Raw genomic sequence first — 20137 nt, forward strand, 5'->3', positions numbered from 1 at the left:
GCTGCTGCCTAAGGTAGCAGCTTTTCATCTTGAGAGGAAGATGTCTCCTGGGGAGGGAAATCATGAATGCTTACAAGATGGCGCTTATCGCCATACTCGCCTTGAATATCGCAGGCAATGTCTTTGCGGCCGACCAGGCCTCCGAACCTGTCGTACGCTGGAACAGCCTACCCTATAAGCTCGATGACAGCCGGGCTGCGGAGAAGTGGAAGGCAAGCCCGCTGTTCGGCAAGACGCTGGCTCAGGGTCTCAAATTCGATTCCGCGGGATCCATGTATGTCACGACTGCCCGTTGGGGCGGCCCGGACATGCCGGCAACTGTTTCCAAGGTAGTGAAGGCCGGCGACAAATACGAACTCGCGCCGTTTCCTTCCGCCAGCCTGAACGACATCTCCAACCTGGATGGCCTGAAGGCGGTCTTAGGCTTCGAAATTGATGAAAAGGACGTGATGTGGCTGCTCGATCAGGGCCATGTCGCCGGCCAACCATCCGGCCCCAAGGACGAGAAGCTCGTTCTGTGGGACATCAAAGCGAACAAGGAGATTCAGCGTCTCGTGTTCGGCCCGGAAATTTCTGACAAGAAATGTTCCTTTCTGAACGATGTCGTCGTCGACAACGAATCCGGCTTTGCCTACATCGTCGACAGTGGCATCTTTGGCGATCCTCTGTGCGGCGGCCTGATCGTATACGATCGCAAGGCCAACAGCGCGCGGCGCGTACTCAACGCCACCAAGTTCACCAATGACGACCGCAATTTCAGCTTCGCGATCAACGGCCGTCAGGTGCTGAAAAACGGTCGCATGCGCACCGGTGCCGACGGCATTGCGCTGTCTGGTGATCGCAAGACCCTGTACTGGACGAGTCTCACGGGCAATACACTTTATTCGCTGCCGACGACCCTGCTGCGCGATTCGAAGGTCTCGGAATCAGAGTTGGAGGCTGCCGTCCGGGTCGAGACCCAGCTGCCCTCGAACGCTGATGGTCTGGCAGCTGACAGGGATGGCAACGTCTATCTCACCGCCCTCCAGCTCAACGGCGTGCTGAAATGGGAGCCGGCCACCCGACGGCTGACGCAGGTCGCCTACAATCCCGAAATGGTCTGGCCGGACACGCTGGCCTTCGCCCCGGATGGAACCCTGCACGTTCTTTCCAACCATCTTCATCTCTGGGTCGATGGCGACATGGACTTCACCAACCCCAGCGTACCCAACTTCACCATATGGAAGCTGCCGGTGAAGGCGAATTCCTATCTTAACTGATCTTTATAACCGGGGCGCCTTCGGGAGGGCGCCCGTCTGGAGGAATTTCAATGCTTTCGCGAATAGACGGGGCCTTGATATGGCTCAACCAATTTGTGCTCGGTGTGCTCGTGCTGATCATGACCGTGCTCGTCTTCGCCAATGTGGTGCTTCGTTATGTTGTGGGAGATTCGCTCTCCTGGGTCGAGGAACTGACCCGCTACATGATGATCTGGGCCGCCTATCTTGGTGCCGGTCTTGCCCTTCGCAACGGTTCGCATGTGGCGGTCGAGTTGGTGCAAGATGCTCTGCCTGTGCGCGCCATGCATTCGGTCCGCTTCGCTGTCGCGATCGCGATCCTGGTCTTTCTTGCGATCGTCGCCTGGTACGGTTTTGCCTATTCAAGCATGACCATGATGCAGTCCTCCGCCGTCCTGAACCTGCCGCTCGGCCTGGTCTATCTCGCCGTGCCAGTCGGCTGCGTCCTGTCGATGCTGCACCTGCTGCTCGGCTTCAGGAATTACGTCACTCGCCAGTTTGATCTCGGCGAAGAGGCCGAGGCGATTGGCGAAGCCCCTGCCCTCATGGCGATGGAAGTCCGCTGAACATGACCGCAGTCCTCGTTATCGTTTTCGTTGTCACCCTACTTGCCGGCGTTCCGGTCTCCATGGCCATGGGCGGCGCTGGTCTTGCCTCGCTCCTGTGGGGTGGGCAGGTATCCCCCATGCTCGTCGCCCAGCGGCTTTTCAGCGGCCTCGACAGTTTCCCGATGATGGCAATCCCCTTCTTCATCCTCGCGGCAGAGCTGATGACGGGCGGACGGATCACCGACCTTTTGGTGAAATTCGCCTGCCGGCTGATCGGCAATGTCCGTGGTGGTCTCGGCTACGCCAACGTCATCATGGCAATCTTCATGGCTGGTATCAGCGGTTCGGCACTGGCCGACGCCGCCGGCCCCGGCTCCGTCATCATCCGCATGATGCGCCAGGCCGGCTATCCCGTTGGCTATGCCGCCGGTCTGACTGCAGCCAGTTCGATCATCGCACCGATCATTCCGCCGTCGATCATTATGGTCGTCTATGCGCTCACGGACAACAGCGTCAGCGTGATCGGCATGTTCATGGCAGGTATCGTCCCGGGCCTGTTGCTCGGTGTCTCCCTCCTCACCCTGAACTGGTGGATCGCCAAGCGCGAGAACTTCACCTTTCCGCTACCAAGGCCGTCCTGGGGCACTTTCCTTCTGTCGTCGTGGAAGGTTTTTCCCGCAGCCCTGATGCCGCTCATCATTCTCGGTGGGATTCATAGTGGGCTGTTCACGCCCACCGAGGCATCTGCTGTCGCCGCGGTCTACGCTTTCGTGGTCGGCCGCTTCGTCATCGGCACGCTGTCGATCAAGCAGGTACCGCAGATTTTGGTGACGACCGCGCTGATGTCGTCCGTGGTGATGATTGTCGTCTCCATGGCCACGATCTTCGCCTATATGCTGACGGTGCTGCAGATCCCGCAGTCGGTTAGCCAGGCAATCGTCAGCCTCGACCTGCCGCCGCTTGGCCTGCTGATCGTCGTGTCGCTGTTCCTGCTCATCTGTGGCCTTTTCCTCGACACGCTGCCGGCTGTCATCATTCTTGTTCCGATCCTGGCGCCTGTCGCCCAGGCTGCCGGCATCAACCCATTGCACTTTGCCATGGTGGTCATTCTCAACCTGACCATCGGCATGATCACCCCGCCCGTCGGCGGCGTGCTGTTCGTCGTCTCGGTCGTCACGAAGATGCCGCTGTTCACCTTGGCGCGCGCTGTCATGCCGATGCTGATCACCGAGCTCGTGGTCTTCGTACTGATCGTTCTGTTCCCCGGACTGAGCACCTGGCTGCCCAACCTGTTCGGATACACCCACTGATACCCAGAGCTATATGGAGGAGTAAAATATGCTCAGGAAACTTGCCCTGCTGACATCTGCCCTTGTTTCGCTCGGCGTCATGCCGGCGATGGCCGCCCCCAAAATCCTGAAATACGAGCATTTCCAGCCAGCCCGCGAAGATCAGCCGATGCACGCTGCTGCCTTGAAGTTCAAGGCCTGCGTCGAGAAGGCGACCAGTGGCTCGATCGAAGTGCAAATTTTTCCGGCCGGGCAGCTCGGCAACGCGACCAACGCCCTGGAAGGCCTGAAGTTCGGCACCATCGAGATGGTCGTCTCCCACGATGGCGGAATATCGAGCGTCTATCGCCCGTTCGATGTTTTCGCCATGCCCTATCTCTTTCCGGACCATGCGACTGCCTACAAGGTCCTCGACGGCAAGTTCGGTAAGGACTTCGCCGACGAGATGCTGAAGCAGACCGGCATCCGCCTGCTCGCCTATGCCGATAACGGCATTCGCCACTTCACCAACAGCAAGCATCCGGTCAAGACGCCTGACGATATGAAGGGCCTCAAGATCCGTGTGCAGCCCGCACCCGTCTTCCTCACCTTGGTTCAGGCACTTGGCGCCAGCCCCTCGGCAATTGACTGGGGTGAACTGCCGGCGGCGCTGTCGCAGGGCACCGTCGACGGACAGGAGAACGGCGTCACCAACATCATGGCCGCCAGCCTCTACCAGAGCCAGAAATACGCAACCCTCGACGGCCACGTCTACAGCCTGCACGCCTATCTCATCAGCGACATGTTCTACCAGACGCTGACTGATACGGAAAAGAAGGCCATCGACGACTGCGTCATCCCGGCGCGTGACATCCATCGCGACATGACACGAGCCCAGGACCTGGCCGCCAAAAAGGTGCTCACCGATGCTGGCATGGAAGTCTATGTGCCGACCCCGGACGAGATCGAGAAGTTCCGCGAAGCCACCCAGCCGGCAGTCGCTGAACAGCTAAAGAAGTCCGTCGGCGAGAAGTGGGTCAACGGTCTGCTGCACGCCGTCAAGGACGCTGAAACCCAGAAGTAAGTAATCGAAGAGACGACGCGCCCATCATGATAAAGACAACACTTCCAGAAAGCCCGCTGATCGTCATACTAGATGAAGGTTATGGCGGGACCGATGTCGAAGCAGCGGTGCTTGCTCCGTTCGGTGCGCGCGTCGTCGAAATTCCCTGCAATGGCTCGGCGGATGCCGTCCGCAAGGCGGTCGCTGGCGCCGATGCAGTGCTCGTCCGCGAGAGCCCCGTCGATGCCGCTGCGATCGACGCCATGCCTACCTGCCGCGCGATCGTGCGCTATGGCGTGGGTGTCGACAATATTGACCGCCCCCACGCGGCATCGCGCGGCATCTATGTTGCTAACGTCCCGGACTACGGCGTGGAAGAGGTGAGCGATCAGGCGCTGGCACTGCTGTTTGCCGTAGCGCGCCGTATCGTCTCGCGCGACAGGGCGGTGCGCCAGGGCGCCTGGAACGTCGCCCGCACCGAGCCGATGTATCGCCTGCGGGGCGGCACGCTCGGACTGATCGGCTATGGCCGCATTGCCAGCGCCTTCCATCGCAAGGCGCGCAGCATCGGCTACGACAGGTGCCTGATCTTCGACCCCTATCTGAGGGAGGCGCCGGAGGGGGCGGAGCTCGCCGATCTCGACCGGCTGGCGGCGGAGGCCGACGTCGTCTCGCTGCATGCGCCGCTGACTGCGGAGACAAAACATATCGTCGATGCCGGCTTCATCGTCCGAATGAAGCCGACCGCGATCGTCGTCAACACCTCCCGCGGCGGCCTGATCGACAGTGCAGCGCTGGCTGCGGCCCTTCAGGAGAGCCGGATCTTCGGTGCCGGTCTCGACGTATTCGAGCAGGAGCCGCCGGCCGCCGACAACCCGTTTTTCGGGCTCTCCAACGCCGTCGTCAGCGATCACACCGGCTGGTACTCGGAACAGTCCGTCGACGACCTACGACGCAAGGCAAGCGAGGAGATCGCACGCGTATTCTCGGGGGAAACTCCCCGGAATTGGGTCAACCGCTGGGAAGGTGGTGAGGCCAGACCAAAGACCGTAGATTGCAAACAGGAGTGCTTGATATGACGTTGGAAGAATTGATCGCCGGCTTTCGCGAAGTGGCCACTGCATCTGTCGCGGATGCCGTGGATAAGGTTGCGGGTAAACGCGGGTTCATGGACGACAGCGTGAAGCCGCGGATCAACGACCGAAAGATCGTCGGTCCTGCGGTCACCATTCTCGAAGGCCCGAGCGATGAATTCCTACCGCCGCAGCACGCCCTGGATGCGATCGACGAGAGCCCTGCCGGATCCGTCATCTGCATCTCCGTCGGCCAAGAGACGAATGTCGCTGTCTGGGGCGGTCTGATGACGGCCGGCGCGGTTGCCAACAAGCATGAGGGCGCGGTCCTCGACGGCGGAGTCCGCGATATCACCGAAATCCGTCGCGACTACGATTTTCCGGTCTATGCACGGGCGGCAAGCCCCGGCACGACGCTCGGTCGGTTCAAGACGCTCGCATCGAATGTGCCGGTCCAGATCGGAAGCGTGATGGTTCATCCCGGCGATATTATCGTCGCAGACATCGACGGCGTGGTCGTCGTTCCGCGCGCACATGCCGAAGAAGTGCTCGCGATGTCGAAGGATATCGACATGCGCGAACTCGAACAGGCCAAGCTCATCATCCAGGCAGGCTCACTGCGCGAGGGTCTTGCCAAATACGGCCGGATCTAGGGTCCGATCATGGCGTTGGACCTTGTTGCATTCGGAGAGCCGCTGGTCGAATTCAACCAAAGCGGTGAAAGGACCGGTGGGACCTTCTACCGCCTGGGCTTCGGCGGCGACACTTCGAACACCGCCATCGCGGCCGCTCGGCAGGGCGTCGGCGTTGGCTATTTCACCGGCCTCGGGCAGGACGCTTTTGGTGATATGTTCATGGACCTGTGGGCGACCGAGGGCGTCGACACATCGCACGTCGTGCGGCGGGCTGATGCCCATACCGGCATGTATTTCGTGACGCATGGCTCGACGGGCCATGTCTTCTCCTATATGCGAGCCGGCTCTGTTGCCAGTCTCGTGAAGCCGCAGGACGTCCCGGCTGACTATATCGCCAGGTCGAAATACCTGCATGTCTCGGGGATCAGCCAGGCAATCAGCGGCACCGCCTGCGACAGCGTGTTCGAAGCGATCGATGCGGCACGGGCGGCGGGTGTGAAGGTGGCATACGATACCAATCTTCGCCTGAAGCTCTGGCCGCTCGCACGGGCGCGGGCCGTCACGCATGCGACGATCCCGCTCTGCGACGTGATCTTCCCGAGCCTGGACGATGCGACGGTGCTGACCGGCCTCACCGATCCGAACGAGATCGCAAGCTTCTACCTCGACCTTGGCGCCCCCCTGTGCCTGTTGAAGATGGGCAAGGAAGGGGTTCTGGTCGCCTCACTCAGCGGCCGCCAGAAAATTGCCGGCTACAAAGTCGCAAGTGTCGATGCCACGGGAGCGGGCGATACATTCGACGGCTCGTTCCTGGCGATGCTGATCGGGGGCAAGTCTCCGATCGAAGCGGCTCGCTACGCCAATGCTGCTGCCGCGCTTTCCACTTGCGGATACGGGGCTGTCGCCCCAATTCCCAGGAGAGCGGAGGTCGAGGCATTCCTGCGCACTTCGAACTGACGATCAACACCGGCCCGGGCTTCGCATGCCGGGACCTGGGCCGGCCAACGGCTGCAACTTCGGCAGCAGCCCGACAGGCTTTCCGCACAGCAGAGAGGTGAAGATATGGATAGCGAGCAGAAAACCCCGGATATGGAAGCGCAGCGGCGCATGCCCTATCAGAAGCCGCAACCGGCGGAAATCCTGCCGGATCTCGTCATTCCGGACGTCGTGCCCCAGGACGAACGCATATGGGTGCCGCAGGCGGATCAAGTGTGGTTCCGCCCGCTATGTCTCAACCGCTCTTCGGGATATTGGATGAACCTTTTGCGGGTTCGCCGGTCAGGCGTGCTGTCGCGCCACCGGCATCCCAACCCCGTCCATGCCTTCGTCATCAAGGGAAGCTGGCGCTATCTGGAGCACGACTGGGTCGCGACGGAAGGATCCTATGCCTTTGAGCCGCCCGGCGAAACCCATACGCTGGTCGTCGATGAAGGCGTCGAGGAAATGATCACGTTGTTCCAGGTGAACGGCTGCATGTATTACGTCGACCCATGGGGCAACAACAACGGTTTCGAAGACGTCTTCACTAAGATCGACATGTGTCGCAAGCATTACGAGGCGGTTGGCCTGGGTGCAGACTATGTCGACCAGTTCATTCGGTAGAGGACGATCATGAGCTTTGAGAAAGACATGCTCGCTGGGCGCACGGCCTTGGTGAGCGGCGGCACCACAGGTATCGGCGCAGCGATCGCCGTTCATCTCGCACTTTTGGGCGCGAGGGTTGTGACCGCTGGGCTTGGTGCCGACAGTTTCACCAAGCCAGACGGGCTAACTATTGCCACCCGCGAGCTCGATGTCCGCGACGAGACAGCCGTCATTGCCCTGATCGGAGAGTTCGATGCCTTGGATATCGTGGTCAATTGCGCCGGCATCATCCGACGCGGTGACGAGCACAAACTTGACGTGTTCGAACAGGTGCTGGACATCAACCTGACGGGCACGATGCGGGTTTGTACCGCCGCGCGCAAAAAGCTTGCACGTACCGGTGGGTCGATCGTCAATACTGCGTCCATGTTGTCCTTCTTCGGCGGCTCGCTGGTGCCGGCCTATAGCGCCAGCAAGGGTGGGGTCGCCCAGCTCACCAAGTCGCTGGCGATTGCCTACGCAGCCGAAGGGATACGGGTGAACGCGGTTGCGCCCGGCTGGATCGCGACGCCCCTGACGCAAGCGCTGCAGGATGATCCGGCCCGGTCGGGCCCGATCCTGGACCGCACGCCCTTGAAGCGATGGGGCAAGCCCGAGGATGTCGCAAACGCCGTGGCATTCCTTGTCAGCCCTGCGGCCTCCTTCGTCACCGGCGTCATCATGCCCGTCGATGGCGGATACATGGTTACCTGACGTTTCAATCACCGCCCGTTGACCGAGATCTACTTTCAGTGCCTTGCCCGGCTATTGCTTCAATCGAGCATTCGGGCGAGGCCGACTGCGCACCAGGGTGCTGCGACTTCGAAAGGATGAGCTCAGGGCGTTTCACGAGAAGAAAGCATGTATCGCATCTGGACGATCTTCGAAGAATATTCCCTGCTGCTGGTCTTCGGGGCAGTGATTGCCCTTACCTGGGGGAGCATCTCGCCAGAAACCTATCATCACCTCATTGACTATCCTCTCCGGGAGGACGGGCTGGTCGGTCACCTGGAAGGCGGTCGCCGCTCGCTGACATTGCATTATCTGATTAACAACGTCCTCATGGCATTCTTCTTTGCCTTGGCTGGAAAAGAAGTTTGGGAAGCGGTCGCATTAAAGGGCGGCGCGTTGCGTGGCAGGAAGGCGCTGACACCGCTTATTGCCACGGCTGGAGGCATGTTCGGCCCCGCAGTGGTCTATCTCCTCGGTGCATACATGCTCGGAAAATTCGCAATCCTGGCGCAAGGCTGGGCCATCCCAACGGCCACCGATATTGCCTTTTCCTATCTTATTGGCCGGCTGGTCTTCGGAGCACGTCATCCCGCGGTGAAGTTTTTGCTCCTCCTTGCAATTGCAGACGACGCCGGCGGACTTTTCATCTTGGCCATTTTTTATCCACAAGGCGATCTTGCTCCTGAATGGCTGCTGCTATCGGCGGGGACTGCAACAGGCGTCTGGCTGATCGCGAACTTTCTGCCTCGAAGATTGAATGGCCGAAAACCGGTCAAAGGTTTTTTCGCTCTTGTCTCTGGCAGATGGCGGTTCTGGCCCTACGCCATCGCGGCGGCAGCCTCCTGGTATGGCTTTCAGCAAGCCGGTATCCATCCGGCGCTGGCCTGTTGCCCATCATTCCGACCATACCTCATTCAGAAGCCGATCTCGGTCTGTTCGCGGAGGAAGAGGCGCAACGGACGGACCTGCTCAACGCGATGGAACATGTCCTAAAGAAGCCCGTGCAATTCGTTCTGATGCTATTTGGTTTCGCGAATGCCGGAGTTGAGTTTTCAGTCATCGGAGAGGTGACGTGGCTCGTCCTCGCAAGCCTGCTAATCGGCAAGCCGCTGGGAATTTCGATCATGGGCTGGTTTGCCGCTGGTCGGCTTGGTCTCGGCTTGCCCGACGGCATGCGCCTCGCCGACCTGCCCGTCATGGGGTGTGTTGCGTCGGTAGGGTTCACTGTTGCCCTCTTCGTCGCGACTGTAGCGTTTCCGTCAGGCGCTGAACAGGATGCCGCGAAAATGGGTGCTCTCTTCTCATTTGGAGCGGCAATCATTTCACTTGCTATAGGGCGAACGCTAGCGGTGAAGAGATCTTTGAATTGAATGGCACCTCAGAGTTGGAGTCATACAAGCTTGCTTTCGCGCTTGGGCAAGAACGCCCGGTGCGGAGGTTGCCGGCGCAGTATGCGCGTTATTCGTCCGTTGTCGTGACGTTGGAAAGTGTGCGGCTCAGTGAAGCTCTGCAATGGCCAGTCACTCCTTGGCGTGTCGAAAGCTCTTACAATTGAAAGGCTGCATGTGGCAGCGATCGTCTCGCTTGGCCGCGACTGCGTGGTCGTCGCTCCATCCGGCGTTTGTGCAGCAATGGCGGTGTGAGCGGATTTCAATCTTTGAGGTTATGCCGTTTTTGTTTTGGAGCGGACGGATTTCGGGCGTGCACATTCCAGCATGCGATTGAGAACGGCGCAGCCGAGGGCAACTTCGGTCTGCTGGGCACCGAAGGATCGTGCTCTCAGTCGGTGTCCAATGATAGACTTGTAGCGCCCGATCGCGGTTTCGACCAGTGACCGCCTGCCGTGGCCGGTCATCACTTGCCACTTCATCCGACCCTTGGCCTTGATCGCCGCGATATGATGGTCTCGTTGAGTGGGAAGCTCGGCATCCGGCTGTTCCACCGCGTTGGAGCGCGGGGGAATGACGACGGCGGCACCGTGCCCAATGACGGCTTCATAGGTCGGGTCGCCGTCATAGGCGCCATCGGCCGTGAACTGGCCAATCGGTCCGTCGATCTGATCGAGCAGCGGTTCGACTCGTGAAGCGTCGCCCGCATCCTGGTCGGTCATGACGTGAGCGATGATCTGGCCGCTGTCGGCGTCCAGCGCCAGGTGCAATTTGCGCTAGCCCCGACGGGATTTGGTCCCGTGCTTGTCTTCCAGCCACTGGCCGGCGCCGCAGACCTCGAGCCCCGTGCTGTCGATGAGGACGTGAACGGGTCTCGGACAGCTATGCCCTTTCCGCCTGTTCGCCGTTGCCTTGTCCGGGCCCGTCGGCTCAATGTCGTGTGATCGGGTACGGCGAGATCCAAGCCCATCAGCTTCAGTACAGATGCCAGCAAGCCCTCCGTCTGACGCAGCCGCAGGCCGAACACCAGACCCAGCGTCAGGGCCGTCTCGATCGCCAGATCGGAATAGCGAGGCTGGCCGCCACGCGTCGTGCGCTTCGGCGCCTGCCACGATGACATCGCCTCTGGTGTTATCCAAAGCGTCAGGCCACCACGCCGGCGCAGGCCGGCCTCATATTCCGGCCAGTTCGTCACCTTGAACTTCATCTTGCCGATACGATGGCGGCGGGCGGCATTGTGTTTGAAAGGCATAGGAGCAAGAGACCGGTCATTGTGTTCGCCAACTACCTACGACCACCCGATTAATGATCCACGCACCAACGTCCAACACTACCAGAATGGATCAGCGTGTGCGCACCACCGTTCCGGCAATTGATTGGATGCGGTGCTTCGAGCGAAATCAAAACGGTCGCGATTTCTTTTCATCGCGGCCGTTTGCTTATGGTTCGCCTTTTTACGCTGATAGGTTCTTGATCAGCGGCAGCTTGCGAATGGTCTTGCCGGTCGCCGCGCGCAGTGCATTGCCGACGGCTGGTCCGATCGGCGGCACGCCGGGCTCTCCAACGCCGGTGGGCGGCTCGTCCGAAGGCACGATATGCACCTCCACGCGCGGCATCTGGTCGATACGCAGTGGCGTATAGGTGTCGTAGTTATCCTGATCGACCACGCCGCCTGTCAGCGTCAACTCCTCCTGCAGAATCGCACCCAACCCGAAGCCGATGCCGCCCTCCATCTGGGCGCGGATCTGGTCGGGATTGATCGCCGTGCCGCAATCCACCGCGCAGACGACCCGGTCAACGGTGAAGTCGCTGCCGCCCGTGTAGGTGATCTCGACCACCTCGGCGACAAAGGTCGAGAAGCTTTCATGGAGCGCCACGCCACGGAAGTGGCCTTCCGGCAGTGGCTTGCCCCAATCCGCCTTCTCTGCCGCCAGCTTCAACACAGCGGCATGACGCGGGTGGTCTTCCAGCATCGACAGGCGGAACTCGACCTGGTCGCGATTGGCGGCGGTGGCGAGTTCGTCGATGAAGGTCTCCACCACATAGGCCGTGTGAGTGGAGCCGACTGAGCGCCACCACAGGACGGGGATCTTCACGTCGCTCGTCGTCAGGTCAACCTTCAGGTTTGGGATGGCGTAGGGCAGGTTCGATGCGCCCTCGACCGAGGTCGGGTCGATGCCGTCCCTTATCATCGCCGCGAGGGGCGAACCGTTCATGATCGACTGGCCGACGATATGATCGTAGAGACCGACGATCTTGCCGTCCTTGTCCAGACCCGCCTTGATTGCGTGGACATAGGCCGGGCGGTATCGCCCGCCGCGCATGTCGTTCTCGCGCGTCCACTGTACCTTCACCGGTTTGCCGGGGCCGAGCGCGCGCGCGGTCGCGACCGCCTCGACCACGAGGTCGGCATCCGAGACCGCGCGGCGGCCAAAACTGCCGCCGGTCTTCATCACATGCAGCTTCACCTTGTCCGGCGTCGTGCCGCCCACCTGGGCTGCGGCCGCCTGATAGATGTCGGGCATCTGGTGCCCGCCCCAAACGTCGATGGTGCCGTCCTCGTTGACGCGGGCGACCGCATTGAGCGGTTCGATCGAAGCATGAACGAGATAGGGAAACTCGTAATGTCCTTCGATCACCTTATGGGCGCTCGCCAGCGCAGCGTCGACGTCGCCATCATTGCGGGCGGTGGCGGCTGCCGGACCGTCGGCGGCCTTGTTGTATTCGGCTATGATCTCGGCGGTGCCGCGGTTCTCGGCCTTGGCCTCGTTCCACTTCACCTCGACCAGATCGCGGCCTTTCAGGGCGGTCCACATATTGGTGCCGATGACGGCGATGCCGCGCGGCGTCTGGACAACGTCGACGACGCCGTCAAGCGCCTTGGCCTTGGCCGCGTCGAAGCTTTCGACCTCCGCGCCGAATTTCGGCGGGTGGATCATGACGGCGGTCACAAGACCATCCATCTTCAGATCGATCGTGTAGGCTTGGGTGCCGTTGGTCTTGCCGTGTGAGTCGTAGCGCTTGAGATCGTGCGCGCCGATCTGGGTCCACTTGTCACGCGGCTTCAGTTCCACATCGTTCGGGACCGGCATTTCAGCGGCGGCCTGCGCCAGTTCGCCGAAGGTTGCGCGCTTGCCCGTGCCATGCGAGACGACACCGCCGGCAACCGTGATCTCGTCTGCCGGAACGTTCCAGTTCTTCGCTGCCGCCGCCACCAGCATGGTCCGCGCCGCAGCGCCCGCCTTGCGGTAGCGTACCCATGACGAGGTCATGGAGGTGGAGCCGCCTGTGCCCTGCATGACCCCGCCCCAGGCGAGGTTGCCGTAGAGCGCGGGGTTGCCGGCACCGCCTACCACATCGACCTGCGCCCAGTCGCCGTCGAGTTCTTCCATCACCAGCGTGGCGATGCCGAAATAGGAGCCTTGCCCCATTTCGAACTGCGAGGAATGGACGACGACCTTGTTCTCCGGTGTGATCTCGACATAGGTTTGGAACGGGTTGGCCGCCGGGGCGGCGGACGCGGACTGCGCCATCGCCGGTTGGGCGGCGATGAGCCGGTAGCCGACGGCAAGTCCGGCAGCGGCCGCCGTGCCGATGAGGAATTGGCGACGCGTGGGCTGGACGGCTTCTTTCTTCATTCGGAATGGCAACATGGCTCAGGCCTCCAGACGGTGCGCGGCTTCGTGGATCGCCGCGCGGATGCGGTGATAGGTAGCGCAACGGCAGAGATTGCCGCTCATAGCCGAATCGATGTCGTCGTCGGTGGGCTTCGGCGTCTCGGTCAGAAGGGCGGTTGCCGACATGATCTGACCGGACTGGCAGTAGCCGCATTGCGGCACGTCCATCTCGGCCCAAACGGTCTGAACCGTCTCGCCGACCTTGCCGGAAATACCTTCGATGGTGATGATCGAAGCACCTTCTATCTCGCCGACGCTTGTCTGGCACGAGCGTGTCGGCGTGCCGTCGATATGGACCGTGCAGGCTCCACACTGGGCCATGCCGCAGCCAAATTTCGTCCCCGTCAACCCGATGACGTCCCGGATCGCCCAAAGCAGGGGCATTTCGGGATCGACGTCGAGTGTTTTCGCTTCGCCATTGAGGGTGAATGCGACCATGGCTTGCTCTCCTCATGTTTCCGCTGGCTATCGCGTATCGTTTTGCTGGCGGGGAACCGACGTTATTCGAATTAGGTAGCAGCGGCAAATTATGACCACGCCGGCACGCCAACAAGCGACCCGATCGCCAATCGCGAGATCGTGATCGAACGACAGCCCAGGCAACGGAAAATGTGATCGACGCCATGGTCGCCAAGCGCGCCGACGATGTGGTCTTCCTCACCGGCGGAGACGCCACCGGTCGTCACCAGCACGTCGCAGGACTTCGCAGCTTCACCCAACACCTCACCCAGAGCTGCTCGGCTATCGGGGACGATGCCGTAGTCGACCACCTTTGCCCAAGGCTCGCCCGCCAGGATGGAGCTGATCATGGTGCGGTTCGAATTGTAGAGCTGGCCGCGCGCAAGCCACTCGCGCGGCTCCCTTAGCTCTGCGCCTTCGGGAAAGCCGAGGCTGCCTGCGTCACCACGACCGCTGCCTGGCGGGTATGTGAGGGTCGAAAACAACCTGCATTTGCCGGATGGGAACCTGGGAAAGATCGAACGTGGTGCTGGTCGAGACCGTTGCGACGACAATTGCATGGCGTTGGTGCAGCAATGGCGGTGTGAGCGGATTTCAATCTTTGATGACGAGGTTATGCCGTTTTTGTTTTGGAGCGGACGGATTTCGGGCGTGCACATTCCAGCATGCGATTGAGAACGGCGCAGCCGAGGGCAACTTCGGTCTGCTGGGCACCGAAGGATCGTGCTCTCCGCGTCCGGCAGGCCGTCGACGGTGAAGTTTTCACCAAATTGGCCATAGACAAAGTCGCTTCGGCCCAGATGCCGTTCCTAGTACCGATAGGATTCCATCTGGTACACGAACACCGCACGCTGCTCGCCACCATGTCCGGCGCGGTCCGCCTGCCCGTCGCCGTCGATGTTTAATCGCCGGGCCTGCGTGTACCGTCGACTGCAAGCTTCCAGATAGCGGTGTTCACGATCCTGCCCTGCCATTCGACATCGCGGGGCAAGCCGACGTTGACCGAAAGAAGGCGAACCATGACACGTGCTCCAAGGTTCCGACGAGGTCTTCGGGCATGCAGAGACGCCGCCCCTGCACAACGCCGCCGTGAGACGCCGCTTTACGGGAGTGAACAACCGAAGCCTCGCTCAATCCATTATACGAAGGTGTCGTCGATACTTTCGTTGGATAGCGGCTGAGCAACCATGCTGCTTTCATCTCCCTTCGCCGATCTCGAGTCCGGCCAAAGACGAATAGCTGGGCAAGCTTCTTTTCATGGCACGGATCTTGTCCAAACGATACGTATCGTTTATATGAGAGACCGTTGCCACTGACCCTGTTTCTAGTTGCGGTATCCGAACTAAATCGCAGCTCGCGATCGCATAAACTGATGCACCAGCACCGGTAGGATCAGAGCAATGCCCACCAATGATGAGATCAGCTCCGGTACGACGAGTAGGATTGCTGCAACGATCAGCAAAATCCGTTCCCATGCCCTTGTCCTAACGAGAAGGAAGCCGGAAAGAGCGGAGCCCAAGCAAGTGATGCCGAGCACGCAACCGACAAAGGCAATCGCAAAATTGTGCCAGGAGAAATTAGCTGTGACAAGCAGTAGCGACGGAGAGAAGACGAAAACAAACGGCACAAGCACCTTGCCGAGACCAAGGCGAAACGCGGTGTTGCCGGTCTTGAAGGGATCAGCGCCAGCCATGCCTGCCGCCGCATAGGCGGCGAGCGCCACGGGGGGAGTTATGTCGGCAAGAACGCCGTAATAAAACACGAAGAAATGTGCGACAATGGGCTCGACGCCGAGCATGCCCAGTGTCGGGGCCGCGATCGTCGCCATGATGATATAGTTGGCCGTTGTCGGAATTCCGCAGCCCATCAGGATGCAGACAACACCGGTCATGATTAGGGTGAAGAGCAGCGTCAGGGTTTGCGGTCCGAACCAGGCGACTGGAACCATGGTGCCGATCCAGGCCGCCATCTCAGCCGCCGTTGTGGTGACGATATAGGAAATCTTGAAGCCGACGCCGGTCAGCGTCACGACGCCGACGATGATGCCGACCGTTGCTGCCGCCGCCCCCACTGCGAGAGCATATTTGGCGCCATCTCGCAGACCTTCGAAGACCTCCTTTACAGACATACGGCGGCGGGGATTGATCAGGCCGACGGCAATGCAGAGCGTGATGCCCCAGAATGCGGCGAGATAGGGTGTATAACCGGAAAGAAGGATGCCAATCAGCACAACGAGCGGGATGATCGTCGGCCAGTCGCGCTTGAAGGCCTCCTTCAAGTCGGGCATTTCATCATCGGTCATTCCGCGAAGGCCCTCGCGCTTGGCCTCGAAATGGACCTGCACCAGGACGCCGAAGAAATGCATGAACGCTGGCACGATCGCCGCCAGGATGATTGTCGTGTAAGGCAAGTCCAAGAACTCGATCATCAGGAATGCCGCGGCACCCATGATCGGCGGAGTGATCTGTCCACCTGTCGATGATGCGGCTTCCACCGCCCCAGCAAAGGTGCGCTTGTAGCCGAGCCGTATCATGGCCGGGATCGTCAGCGACCCAACGGTCACGGTATTTGCGACGGACGAGCCCGAGATCATGCCGAACAGCGCAGATCCGAAAATGGATATCTTGGCCGGGCCGCCGGCATATCGTCCTGCAAGCCAGGCTGCGCAATCGAGGAACAGCTGGCCAAGCCCGATCCTCGTCGCAAACACGCCAAACAGCACGAAATGAAAGACATAGGTGGCAACGACACCCAGTGCGATCCCATATATTCCCTGTGTCGTCAGATAGAGGTGATTGATCAGCTGCGAGAAGGTTGCGCCGGGATGGACAAGAATCCCAGGCATAGACGGCCCGTAAAGCGAATAGGCCATGAAGAGCAGTGCGATGATCGGCAAGGGCCACCCCACCGAGCGGCGGGTCGCCTCCAGAAGCACGAGGACGAGCAAGCCACCCAGCACGACATCCGTCGTGGTCGGATTTCCGACACGAAAGGCCAAGTCATCGAGTGGAATGAGCGGGACATGCATGACCGCGATCACTGCGGCAATCGCCAATGCCCAATCGAAAATCGAAATTCCGAGCGGCCGCAATACGCTCGATTCCGCCAGTTCATCGCAACCACGGCGTGTAAGGGGGAAAACGAGGAAGATCAGGCCGAGAACGAATGACAGATGGATGCCCCGGTGCAGCATCTCCGAAAGCAAGCCAAAACCGGCTGTGTAATAATGAAAGAGCGATAATGCGATTAGCAGCGCTCCGACCAGCCTGGCGGCAAGCGGTGCCAACGGCCGAAATCGAATTTCCGCATCGAACTTCTCTTCCAGCTCCCGCGCCTTTGCCTCGTCCAGCTCCATGGGGGAGGTCTTGCCGATGGTCTCCGCGCTCATACCCAGTATCCCTCGAAATTCCTACATTAAAGACTGATACGGCGGCACGCATTCGCCTGCCGCCGCCCGCTCTCAGCTTGTTGAAAGTAACCTATTTGAGGACGCCGGCTTCCTTGTAGAATTTCTCCGCGCCGGGATGGAGCGGAATGCCGAGACTGGTCGTCGCATTCTGCAAGGTGATCATCTTGCCCTTGGCATGCCCCGCGTCGAGTGAGGCGCGGGTCGCATCATTCCACAGAACCTTGGTGATGTTGTAAACGAGATCGTCCGACTGCTTGGCACTCGTGACCCACTGCGCCGCGACTGAAATCGTCGGTGTCTCACCGACATCTTTGTATACGCCGGCCGGAACCGTGTCCTTTGAGAAGAAGGTATAGTCCTTCAGCAGCTTGTCGACTTCCGGGCCGCTGATGGGCACCAGCGAGATGCCGCTGGATGTCGCAAGCTCCGAGATTGCACCGGTCGGATATCCGCCAACGAAGAAATAGGCGTCAAGTCCGCCGTCTCGCAAGCGGTCGCCGGCCGGACCTGGCTTCAAATACTCGGCCTTGATGTCGCTTTCCTTCAATCCGTAAGCGCCAAGCACGATGCGTGCGTCGACAATAGTGCCGGAGCCCGGCTCATCGACGGAAACACGCTTTCCCTTAAGGTCCGCGACCGAGTTGATGCCTGCTCCCTTTCGGGCAACGAGATGAATCGTTTCCGGATAAAGCGTGGCGATCAATCGGAGGTCCTCAACCTTGCCTTTGCCTTCATACAATCCGGTGCCGCTATGTGCCCAATAGGCGACGTCCGATTGGGTAAAGCCGGATTCCATCGATCCACCCTGGATCGCATTGATATTGGCGACCGACCCATTGGATGCGACTGCTGTAGAGACGAGGCCAGCGACGCCCTTGTCACCGGCTCCGGAGATCGCGTTGGCGATCAGGCCGCCGATCGGATAGTAGGTCCCCGCTGTCCCTCCAGTGCCGATCCTGAAGAAGGCAGGCGACTGCGCGCTTGCCATGCTTGCGCCGATGGCGAGCGCACCGACGATCGCGCCGACGGATAGAAAACGTCTACTAATTTTCATGGTGTTCCCTTTCTCCTGTTTTGACGAGCATGGGAAAATTTCACCTGACTTGTCAACCAGCGGGTGAGAAAAGTGCCAACAGCAGCCTGTCATGAGGTAAGGACCGATGGCATCAGAGGATGTGCCGGTGCAGAAGTCGTGGGAGTGTACCTGTTATTCGATGACCGTGCTTTTGCATGGCTGGGAGTATGGAGCGCAGACCGGTCGGCAAATTCAGGTACCAACTGGCGTCCATTCTAGTGCGCCGCCACAATCTGCGTCGCCGTGCGAACCCTGCCCATTGATGGAAAGAGACTATCGAGACCTATGCTGACGCTGTTAGGTACCGCGATAAGCTGCGCGTCGAAGAAGTCCCTAGGAAGCTGATCGCGGACTGCGACGTCCTGCGCAGTGTTCTTGAGGATGAGCTTGAAAGCTATTTCAATGCCCTCGGATACGACTGACGGCGAGCCGATTAGACGAAACCAAAACCGCCATTGTGGAACACCTTCGGTCCATGAAGGGTACGCCTCGGGAACAGACAGACCTCTTAGCGAAATTGATGGTTTAAGGTTTTTGGGCCTAATCAAAAGGCCCAAATAAAGCCTAGGCACCGGCTTTGGTGCGCGGATCGGGTGTTTTTCAGAGTCCGCTCTTTGATGTTGTCGTCTACGCGGTTGCCTTCCCGCAACGGACGGATTTCGGGCGTGCACATGCCAACATGCGATTGAGGACGGCGCAGCCGATGGCGACCTCGGTCTGTTGCGCCCCGAAGCATCGCGCTCGCAGGCGGCGACCGATGATCGACTTGTATCTGCCGATCGCGGTCTCGACCAGCGAACGCGTGCCGTAGCCGATGCCGGCTTGCCACGTCATCCGGCCGTCCGTGTTGATCGCCGCGACATGCCGGTCCCGCTTGCCACCGGGTTCGGTATCGGTCCGCTCGACTGCGTTGGCGCGCGGCGGGATGACGACCGCAGCGCCAGCGCTGTGGTTGCCGACGGCGTCGTAGGTTGGTTTGCCGTCATAGGCGCCATCGGCCGTGAATTGCCTGATCGGGCAGTCGATCTGGTCGAGCAGCGGCTCCACCTGCGAGGCATCGCCGGTATCCTGGTCGGTCATGACTTGGGCGATGATCTCGCCGCTGTCGGCATCCAGTGCCAGATGCAGTTTACGCCAGCTTCGCCGCGACCTAGCACCATGGTTTTCCTCCAGCCACTGGCCGGCGCTGTGGATCTCAAGCCCGGTGCTGTCGATGAGGACGTGCACAGGTCCTGCCACTGAAATGGAACGGCCTTGCCGCCTGTCAGACGATCGCCATGTCCGTGCCCGTCGGCTCAGCGTCGTGTGATCGGGGACGGCGAGATCCAACCCCATCAGTTGCAGCACCGATGTCAGTAAGCCCTCTGTCCTGACGCAGCCGCAGGCCGAACACCAGGCCCAGCGTCAGAGCGGTCTCGATCGCCAGATCGGAGTAACGCGGCTGACCCCCGCGGGTCGTGCGCCTCGGCGCTTGCCACGACGACAACGCTTCGGACGTCACCCAAAGCGTCAGGCTGCCGCGGCGGCAAAGTCCAGCCTCATATTCACGCCAGTTCGTCACCCTGAACTTCATCTTCTCAATGCGGTGACGGCGAGCGGCATTGTGTTTGAAAGGCATCGTTGCGAAAGACCGGTTGTTGCGATTGCCGCTCACCTACGCCAACGCGATTAACGATCCGCGCACCAATGCCGTTTGGGAGGACAGACAAAACGGTTGGACGGGCAGACGCGGCGATTATCTTTGCTTTCGCTGTCGAAACGGCAGCCAAGGCGGATGAATTCCATCTGTGAGGCGTCACCCGTGTCCTGGTCGGTCATGACATGAGCGATGATTTCGCCGCTGTCGGCGTCCAGCGCCAGATGCAATTTGCGCCAGCTCCGGCGGGATTTGGCGCCGTGCTTCTCTTCCA

At 60.3% G+C, this 20137-nt stretch carries 16 protein-coding genes and 5 pseudogenes; 11 read left to right on the forward strand and 10 right to left on the reverse strand.

Translation table 11 applies throughout. The features are described from left to right. Positions 1-62 precede the first annotated feature (62 nt). The 11 genes from HGP14_RS33120 to HGP14_RS36380 all read left to right on the forward strand — a co-directional run bounded on the left by HGP14_RS33120 (position 63) and on the right by HGP14_RS36380 (position 9589). Positions 63-1259, forward strand: a complete 1197-nt coding sequence (locus HGP14_RS33120; RefSeq protein WP_168834031.1) for an L-dopachrome tautomerase-related protein — start codon at positions 63-65, stop codon at positions 1257-1259. Between the two features lie 50 nt (positions 1260-1309). Next, positions 1310-1843 (forward strand): TRAP transporter small permease, encoded by a 534-nt coding sequence (locus HGP14_RS33125; RefSeq protein WP_168834032.1) that lies wholly within the window; start codon positions 1310-1312, stop codon positions 1841-1843. A gap of 2 nt (positions 1844-1845) precedes the next feature. Then, on the forward strand, positions 1846-3135 hold the full coding sequence (locus HGP14_RS33130) for a TRAP transporter large permease (protein ID WP_205927438.1): 1290 nt from the start codon (positions 1846-1848) through the stop codon (positions 3133-3135). A 28-nt stretch (positions 3136-3163) separates the two neighbouring features. After that, entirely contained in the window at positions 3164-4177 is a 1014-nt protein-coding gene (locus tag HGP14_RS33135) for a DctP family TRAP transporter solute-binding subunit (RefSeq protein ID WP_168834033.1), read from the forward strand. Positions 4178-4203: 26 nt separating this feature from the next. Next, positions 4204-5235 carry a C-terminal binding protein gene (locus tag HGP14_RS33140; RefSeq protein WP_168834034.1) on the forward strand — a complete coding sequence of 344 codons (1032 nt, stop codon included), beginning with the start codon at positions 4204-4206 and terminating at the stop codon, positions 5233-5235. After that, positions 5232-5882: an RraA family protein gene (locus HGP14_RS33145; RefSeq protein ID WP_168834035.1), complete on the forward strand. Its 651-nt coding sequence runs from the start codon at positions 5232-5234 to the stop codon at positions 5880-5882. The genes HGP14_RS33140 and HGP14_RS33145 overlap by 4 nt, the downstream gene beginning before the upstream one ends. Before the next feature lie 9 nt (positions 5883-5891). Further along, positions 5892-6821 (forward strand): sugar kinase, encoded by a 930-nt coding sequence (locus HGP14_RS33150; RefSeq protein WP_168834036.1) that lies wholly within the window; start codon positions 5892-5894, stop codon positions 6819-6821. Between the two features lie 105 nt (positions 6822-6926). Next, positions 6927-7466 (forward strand): 2,4'-dihydroxyacetophenone dioxygenase family protein, encoded by a 540-nt coding sequence (locus tag HGP14_RS33155; RefSeq protein ID WP_205927439.1) that lies wholly within the window; start codon positions 6927-6929, stop codon positions 7464-7466. A gap of 9 nt (positions 7467-7475) precedes the next feature. Beyond that, complete coding sequence (locus HGP14_RS33160) at positions 7476-8201, forward strand: SDR family NAD(P)-dependent oxidoreductase (protein WP_168834037.1); 726 nt, start codon at positions 7476-7478, stop codon at positions 8199-8201. Between the two features lie 147 nt (positions 8202-8348). Next, on the forward strand, positions 8349-9212 hold the full coding sequence (locus HGP14_RS33165; RefSeq protein WP_281408151.1) for a Na+/H+ antiporter NhaA: 864 nt from the start codon (positions 8349-8351) through the stop codon (positions 9210-9212). Then, the gene (locus HGP14_RS36380; RefSeq protein WP_281408152.1) at positions 9197-9589 is read left to right on the forward strand and encodes a Na+/H+ antiporter NhaA; all 393 of its coding nucleotides are present in this window, start codon (positions 9197-9199) and stop codon (positions 9587-9589) included. The genes HGP14_RS33165 and HGP14_RS36380 overlap by 16 nt, the downstream gene beginning before the upstream one ends. Before the next feature lie 293 nt (positions 9590-9882). Here the strand turns inward: HGP14_RS36380 and HGP14_RS33170 are convergent. From HGP14_RS33170 to HGP14_RS33215, 10 genes and pseudogenes are all read right to left on the reverse strand, one after another. Continuing rightward, positions 9883-10859, reverse strand: a pseudogene (locus HGP14_RS33170) (IS5 family transposase). 202 nt (positions 10860-11061) lie between these two features. Continuing rightward, on the reverse strand, positions 11062-13260 hold the full coding sequence (locus HGP14_RS33175; protein WP_168834038.1) for a xanthine dehydrogenase family protein molybdopterin-binding subunit: 2199 nt from the start codon (positions 13258-13260) through the stop codon (positions 11062-11064). 3 nt (positions 13261-13263) lie between these two features. Further along, positions 13264-13722: a (2Fe-2S)-binding protein gene (locus tag HGP14_RS33180; protein ID WP_168834039.1), complete on the reverse strand. Its 459-nt coding sequence runs from the start codon at positions 13720-13722 to the stop codon at positions 13264-13266. Between the two features lie 89 nt (positions 13723-13811). Continuing rightward, on the reverse strand, positions 13812-14228 hold the full coding sequence (locus HGP14_RS33185; protein ID WP_246704737.1) for a molybdopterin-binding protein: 417 nt from the start codon (positions 14226-14228) through the stop codon (positions 13812-13814). A gap of 128 nt (positions 14229-14356) precedes the next feature. Next, a pseudogene (locus tag HGP14_RS33190) lies at positions 14357-14473 on the reverse strand (IS5/IS1182 family transposase); the annotation flags it as partial. Then, a pseudogene (locus HGP14_RS33195) lies at positions 14463-14764 on the reverse strand (MOSC domain-containing protein); the annotation flags it as partial. The pseudogenes HGP14_RS33190 and HGP14_RS33195, both read right to left, overlap by 11 nt. A 321-nt stretch (positions 14765-15085) precedes the next feature. Next, a complete protein-coding gene (locus HGP14_RS33200; protein WP_168834040.1) occupies positions 15086-17131 on the reverse strand; it encodes a TRAP transporter permease in 2046 nt (681 codons plus the stop codon). Between the two features lie 91 nt (positions 17132-17222). Next, positions 17223-18206 carry a TAXI family TRAP transporter solute-binding subunit gene (locus HGP14_RS33205; RefSeq protein WP_168834041.1) on the reverse strand — a complete coding sequence of 328 codons (984 nt, stop codon included), beginning with the start codon at positions 18204-18206 and terminating at the stop codon, positions 17223-17225. A gap of 648 nt (positions 18207-18854) precedes the next feature. Next, positions 18855-19845, reverse strand: a pseudogene (locus tag HGP14_RS33210) (IS5 family transposase). Between the two features lie 161 nt (positions 19846-20006). Continuing rightward, positions 20007-20137, reverse strand: a pseudogene (locus HGP14_RS33215) (transposase); the annotation flags it as partial.

The organism is Rhizobium sp. P32RR-XVIII, assembly GCF_012641395.1.
Taxonomy (GTDB): Bacteria; Pseudomonadota; Alphaproteobacteria; order Rhizobiales; family Rhizobiaceae; genus Rhizobium.